This window comes from Aquimarina algiphila (assembly GCF_007489275.1).
GTDB lineage: Bacteria > Bacteroidota > Bacteroidia > Flavobacteriales > Flavobacteriaceae > Aquimarina > Aquimarina algiphila.
The window spans coordinates 1-683 of the sequence record NZ_VLNR01000186.1 but is presented as its reverse complement, the minus strand read 5'-3'; the positions used below and the strand labels follow the sequence as shown (position 1 = coordinate 683).

The 683-nt window shown below is 40.6% G+C and carries 1 pseudogene; it reads left to right on the top strand.

From position 1 onward, the window contains the following. A pseudogene (locus FOF46_RS32085) lies at positions 1 to 683 on the top strand (hypothetical protein); the annotation flags it as partial.

The following is a 683-nucleotide window of genomic DNA, read 5'->3' as shown; positions in this document are numbered from 1 at the left end:
GGAATCATTACCTGTAGTAATACATCAGTAGCGTTAACCGCCACATCAACTACTCCTAATGTAACCTTCAACTGGGAAGGATTTACTGCTGGTGAGAATCCAGTCAATGTAACCTCTGAGGGTGATTATATAGTAACCGCTACCAATACCATCAATGGATGTAGTATTCAACAAACTGTAACTGTAAGTGCTGATTTAACTAAGCCTGAGCTTACTACTACTGCTGATGGAATCATTACCTGTACTAATACCTCGGTAGCATTAACCGCTACATCAACTACTCCTAATGTAACCTTCAACTGGGAAGGGTTTACTGATGGTGAGAATCCAGTCAATGTAACCTCTGAAGGGGATTATGTGGTAACTGCTACTAATACCATCAATGGATGTAGTATTCAACAAACTGTAACTGTAAGTGCTGATCTTGATCAACCTGAACTCTCCGCATCAGTAGATGGAATCATTACCTGTAGTAATACATCAGTAGCATTAACGGCTACATCAACTACTCCTAATGTAACCTTCAACTGGGAAGGATTTACCGATGGTGAGAATCCGGTAAATGTAACCTCTGAAGGGGACTATATAGTAACCGCTACCAATACCATCAATGGATGTAGTATTCAACAAACTGTAACTGTAAGTGCTGATTTAACCAAGCCTGAGCTTACCGCTACTGCTGA